Here is a 4,175-nt window from a genome sequence, read left to right on the forward strand (position 1 = left end):
TAAAAAAGCGATTGAGGATAGTATCCGCCAAGGCTTTGATGGCGTGCATCTCAAAGAGGACTGCGCCAAAGAGGTGTTGGAGGAGTTCGGTTTCAAGCGGGTGAACTGGGTGCTGGCAAACACCATCCAGGAAAAGAGTGGCGATGGCCGATTCCGCCCCGACAACAGAAGTTGGGCACAGCGCACCTTCATTCCGGAAGATATGGGCCACAAGGTGGAGTTTATTGTTAACTCACACTCCGAGGTCGTGAATGGTTTTGTGAACCAAGTACGGGAGGCCTATCAGAAGCTTAACCTCTTCGGCCCAGAACACTGCGAACCCAATTCATGGGAGGATCTGGATTACGCAGGAAAGGTGCTGGTACTGAGTCCGGATACTCTGAGAGAATCCTGCTGGACACAGGAAAATCAGCTTTGGTATGCCCATGATGGATTTGGGTGCAGTCCCCATGCCATTGGTCGTTCTATCCGCTGTACCTGCCTGGGAGATGGAGAACATACCAGATGGAACCGATCCGACTTCATCGGAGTCCTGCAGGAGAATCTTCTTCCGGAGTGGGCTGAGGAAAAACTGAACGAGCTGACAGGCCAGAATGTTGATCACAGCATGGAAGGCATGAAGATGGAGTGAAGTGGAGGAATTATGAATTTGAGTTATTACACGGTGGATGATCTTCGTCTGGGACATGATCCGAAAGGCGTGGTCGGGTGGCGGATGTCCCATTTTCTATCTTTGGATGATGCGTTAACGCATTATGCGAGTCTGCCTGCTACGGGAGTAAAATCTCTTGGGCTGACGGATGGAGTGCATTGTCTGGAGATCGCTCGATGTGTCCCGCTCTTTGAATATGACAGAGAAGGCGAAGACATCCTGGCCTCTGACTACAAGCAGTTTCCGCTCTGGGCCGATGTGGAGGAGGTCAATACTGCAACACAGGCATGTATTTCCGCCTTGCGGCTTCGGTATGTCCTCCATCCTGATGCGATTGTACCAATTCCAAAAGGTGACTCCTTATCTTCAAAATTAAAGGATAAATATCTCTGGCTGAATGCAAACCGGGCAAAGGAATCCGCCATTACGCTGGCGTATCGCGCCGGTACAGGATGGATCCCCTTGAGAGAATGGAAACGCTGCGCTTCGAAGCATCCGCTGATTCTTAAGTTTATGGCGGATGGTCTGACGGAGGGCGGCGCTTTTGTATCTCTGGAAGTTGAGCCCTGGGAGTATGACCTGTTGGTCCGCCGCACTTTAGAGCGGCTTAACCAAAATACATCAAATTCAGGAGGAATGAAGACATGAAGAACGACATGAAAGCAGCAGTGTCCCCTATGGAGATGGATGTGAGGATCTTTCCCTATCGAGAGGACGGCCCCGTGGCAGCAATCGCTTCGGTTACGCTGAACGGCTGTTTTGCCGTGCGGGATGTACGGATCATGGAAGGGAAAAATGGGCTTTTCGTTTCCATGCCCAGCAGAAAGGTAAAGGGAGAGTATCGAGACATCTGCTATCCCTGCACCAAAGATTTCAAGCAGCAGTTTGATCAGAAGGTCCTGGAGGCCTATGAGCAGGCACAGGTTCAGGAGGCTCAGAAGTCCCCGGACCCCGAGGGTCAAGAGGAAAACGGCCCCACCATGGCAATGTAAGGAGGTAATGTTCATGAAACGAGTAATGACCCTTTGCGTCCTGGTTCTGACACTGACAATGGCGCTCTGCCCCGCAGCACTGGCAGCGGATCTTGGGAGTGCGGCTACTGCAGCCCAGGTATGTTACCCTACTTCTATCAGCCGCAGCGAGGACGGCACAGAACTGAAAAAAATCTATGATCTGGGGCCGGAGGATGACCCCGCAGGGATTCCCCGCTCTGATTTTGAGCAGGATGGCTTCCACTATACCCTGACGGATCTGCTCAAACAGGAGCTTCCCGAAAACGAAAGTCGGCAGCACACTGAAACGGTCTCCTTGCCCAGCAAGAATAAGGATATGGAGTCTGTGCTGGCGCTGCTGCCCGCCGAAAAGGAATTCGTTACGGATGACGGTCTGACCGGGATTCTGAGCCTGGACCTGTCCACAGTCCGGGTGGAGGTTGCTGGGTATGGCAGCTCCACCAAGGAAGTCTCTGCCACACGCTCCTACCCCAATCTGGCTGGTCAGGATACCCAGTACATCCCCAAGACTATCGAAGAGGATGGCCGGACCCTGACGCTTCAAACGGTCAATTGGCAGACAGACAATACCGCAAACATGGATGGATATGCCGTTGGCGACCGTTTCACCGCTGTCGCCACCTATACCGGAACTGCGACCAGCTCCTATGTGAAAGGTTATACCGTGACTGCGGACTATACCGGAACCGTCAGCCGCATCGCCCTGAATAAGGTGCGCTATGTGGCTATTTTTGAAGGAACACCGCTGGAGCCTATTCTGCCAACGGAGGATGAAAGCACTGGCCCCGCCCAGTTTAATTGGTTGGCCATTGCAGTCCCCTTCGGTATCGTAGCCCTAGTCGGTGCAGGAACAGGTGCCGCTCTATTTATGAAGCGTCGCCACGAGACAACGGAGGAGGAGAGCGAATGAAACGAGTAATTTCCACTTGCCTGACGCTTTGCCTGTCTGCGGCATTGGCCTTGCCTGCCAGCGCCTTGGACTACAGCATTGACGCCCCCGGTAATCCGGATTACGGGGATCCTACTTCTATCGAGGTAGTCCACACGGCTGATGGTGGGGCAATGAAGAATGAGGATATCAGCAAAAATGCAGCCCTTATCCCGCCTTCCTTTGGCAGCCCCAGCGCAGATGCCCTTGGAACAGGTACCTATCTTACCCCCAACTTGGCCCCTGGCGGCATGGCGGTTGGTACTATCTCCGGCGGCAATATGCCCATCGTATTCCCGCCTACGTCTGGCGAAAACACAGGCAATACCAGCTCTGGCAGTTCTGGCGGATCCAGTACCTCTGGCGGTTATACCTATGTGACCGATGATCTCTACTATTCTGGTGGTTATCTGGGAACTCTGAAAATCTCCGCCATTGGCCTCAGTGTGAAGATCTATCAGGGCACCGGGAGCAGCACACTGGCCAAGGGAGCAGGCCACTTCACAGACACGAGTATCTGGGACGGCACTGTTGCCCTGGCTGGCCACAATCGGGGTGTCAACAACCATTTCGGCAAGATCCATACCCTGGAGATCGGGGATAAGATCACTCTGACCACTAAGCTGGGCACCCGCACCTATAAAGTTACCTCCGTCAGTAAGGTCAGCGAAACGGACCGCAGCGCCATGACGCCTACTGGCGAGGACCGGATCGTGTTGTACACCTGCGTAATGAATCAGAGTGCTTACCGCTGGTGCGTCCAGGCGACTGCTGTGTAAACTGATCTGCTGCGCCGCCATTTGTTCTCTGCCCACACGGAAGATTCTGCTTGACTTCTACCTCCTTCTTGGATATTGTGTGCTTGCAAAGATCCACATAATGCAAAGGAGGAATGAATATGAAGGCAAAAAAGAATCTGGCCCTGGTAGCGGCAGGTATCGTAATCGGCGCGTTTCTGGCATTCCCCACAGCACACGCCGCTGAAGAACTATTCACTGCAGTTCGCAGCTCCCACCAGTTCTTCCTGGATGGGAAACAAGTTCAGATGGAAGCATATATCATCAACGGCAACAACTATGTCAAACTTGCAGATGTGGGCAAGATGGTCGGGTTCAATGTGTATTGGGACGGAGCGGTGTACATGGACAGCGATGCTCCTTACACTGGAAAAGCACCGGAAGCCTCCTCCACACTTGAGGAGGTGCGAGAAGAGATCGCCGTCCTCGTGAACGAGGTACGACGCGAGAATGGTCTCAAGGAACTGACTATCGATCAGCGCCTGATGGCAGCAGCGCAGAACTGCAGCGATCAAAAGTTTACCTGGCATCACACGAAAGAAGAGTGTGAAGCGGTGGCGGCATCTGGATATCCCTATGGCTTCGGCTCAAATCTCACCGTATTCACTGGTGCGGCAATAGCAGATATTGCACAGCGCGCAGTGGATAACTGGGAAAAGTCTCCTGGTCACTTCCAAACCATGACGGATCCAGACGCAACAACTCTTGGTGTAGGTGTTACCAAGGACAATGGCGTTACGTACTGCTATCTGTTTCTCGGAAAGCCTAATACCAATAATCCCTAC

General features: G+C 53.0%; 6 protein-coding genes. All 6 read left to right on the forward strand.

Annotation, left to right across the window (positions count from 1 at the left end; translation table 11 throughout):
- The coding region (locus QZL67_RS02250; RefSeq protein ID WP_292919700.1) for a DUF3849 domain-containing protein at nucleotides 1-631 on the forward strand (631 nt) is incomplete at its 5' end.
- A gap of 12 nt (nucleotides 632-643) precedes the next feature.
- On the forward strand, nucleotides 644-1,300 hold the full coding sequence (locus QZL67_RS02255; protein ID WP_022289155.1) for a hypothetical protein: 657 nt from the start codon (nucleotides 644-646) through the stop codon (nucleotides 1,298-1,300).
- Nucleotides 1,297-1,644, forward strand: coding sequence for a SpoVG family protein (locus tag QZL67_RS02260; RefSeq protein ID WP_022289156.1), 348 nt, complete (start codon nucleotides 1,297-1,299; stop codon nucleotides 1,642-1,644). Before QZL67_RS02255 ends, QZL67_RS02260 begins: the two co-directional genes overlap by 4 nt.
- Before the next feature lie 13 nt (nucleotides 1,645-1,657).
- The gene (locus tag QZL67_RS02265; RefSeq protein WP_022289157.1) at nucleotides 1,658-2,575 is read left to right on the forward strand and encodes a hypothetical protein; all 918 of its coding nucleotides are present in this window, start codon (nucleotides 1,658-1,660) and stop codon (nucleotides 2,573-2,575) included.
- The gene (locus QZL67_RS02270) at nucleotides 2,572-3,372 is read left to right on the forward strand and encodes a class D sortase (RefSeq protein ID WP_022289158.1); all 801 of its coding nucleotides are present in this window, start codon (nucleotides 2,572-2,574) and stop codon (nucleotides 3,370-3,372) included. The genes QZL67_RS02265 and QZL67_RS02270 overlap by 4 nt, the downstream gene beginning before the upstream one ends.
- A gap of 119 nt (nucleotides 3,373-3,491) precedes the next feature.
- Nucleotides 3,492-4,175, forward strand: a 684-nt coding sequence (locus QZL67_RS02275; RefSeq protein ID WP_292919702.1) for a CAP domain-containing protein, incomplete at its 3' end; no start/stop codon positions are given.

Origin of the sequence: Oscillibacter sp. CAG:155 (genome assembly GCA_000436875.1) — a bacterium.
GTDB lineage: Bacteria > Bacillota > Clostridia > Oscillospirales > Oscillospiraceae > Oscillibacter.

Excerpts from the sequence above, each read along its gene's own strand:
- QZL67_RS02255 (WP_022289155.1), top strand. The coding sequence starts at position 644 with ATGAATTTGAGTTATTACACGGTGGATGATCTTCGTCTGGGACATGAT.
- QZL67_RS02265 (WP_022289157.1), top strand. The coding sequence starts at position 1,658 with ATGAAACGAGTAATGACCCTTTGCGTCCTGGTTCTGACACTGACAATG.
- QZL67_RS02270 (WP_022289158.1), top strand. The coding sequence starts at position 2,572 with ATGAAACGAGTAATTTCCACTTGCCTGACGCTTTGCCTGTCTGCGGCA.
- QZL67_RS02260 (WP_022289156.1), top strand. The coding sequence starts at position 1,297 with ATGAAGAACGACATGAAAGCAGCAGTGTCCCCTATGGAGATGGATGTG.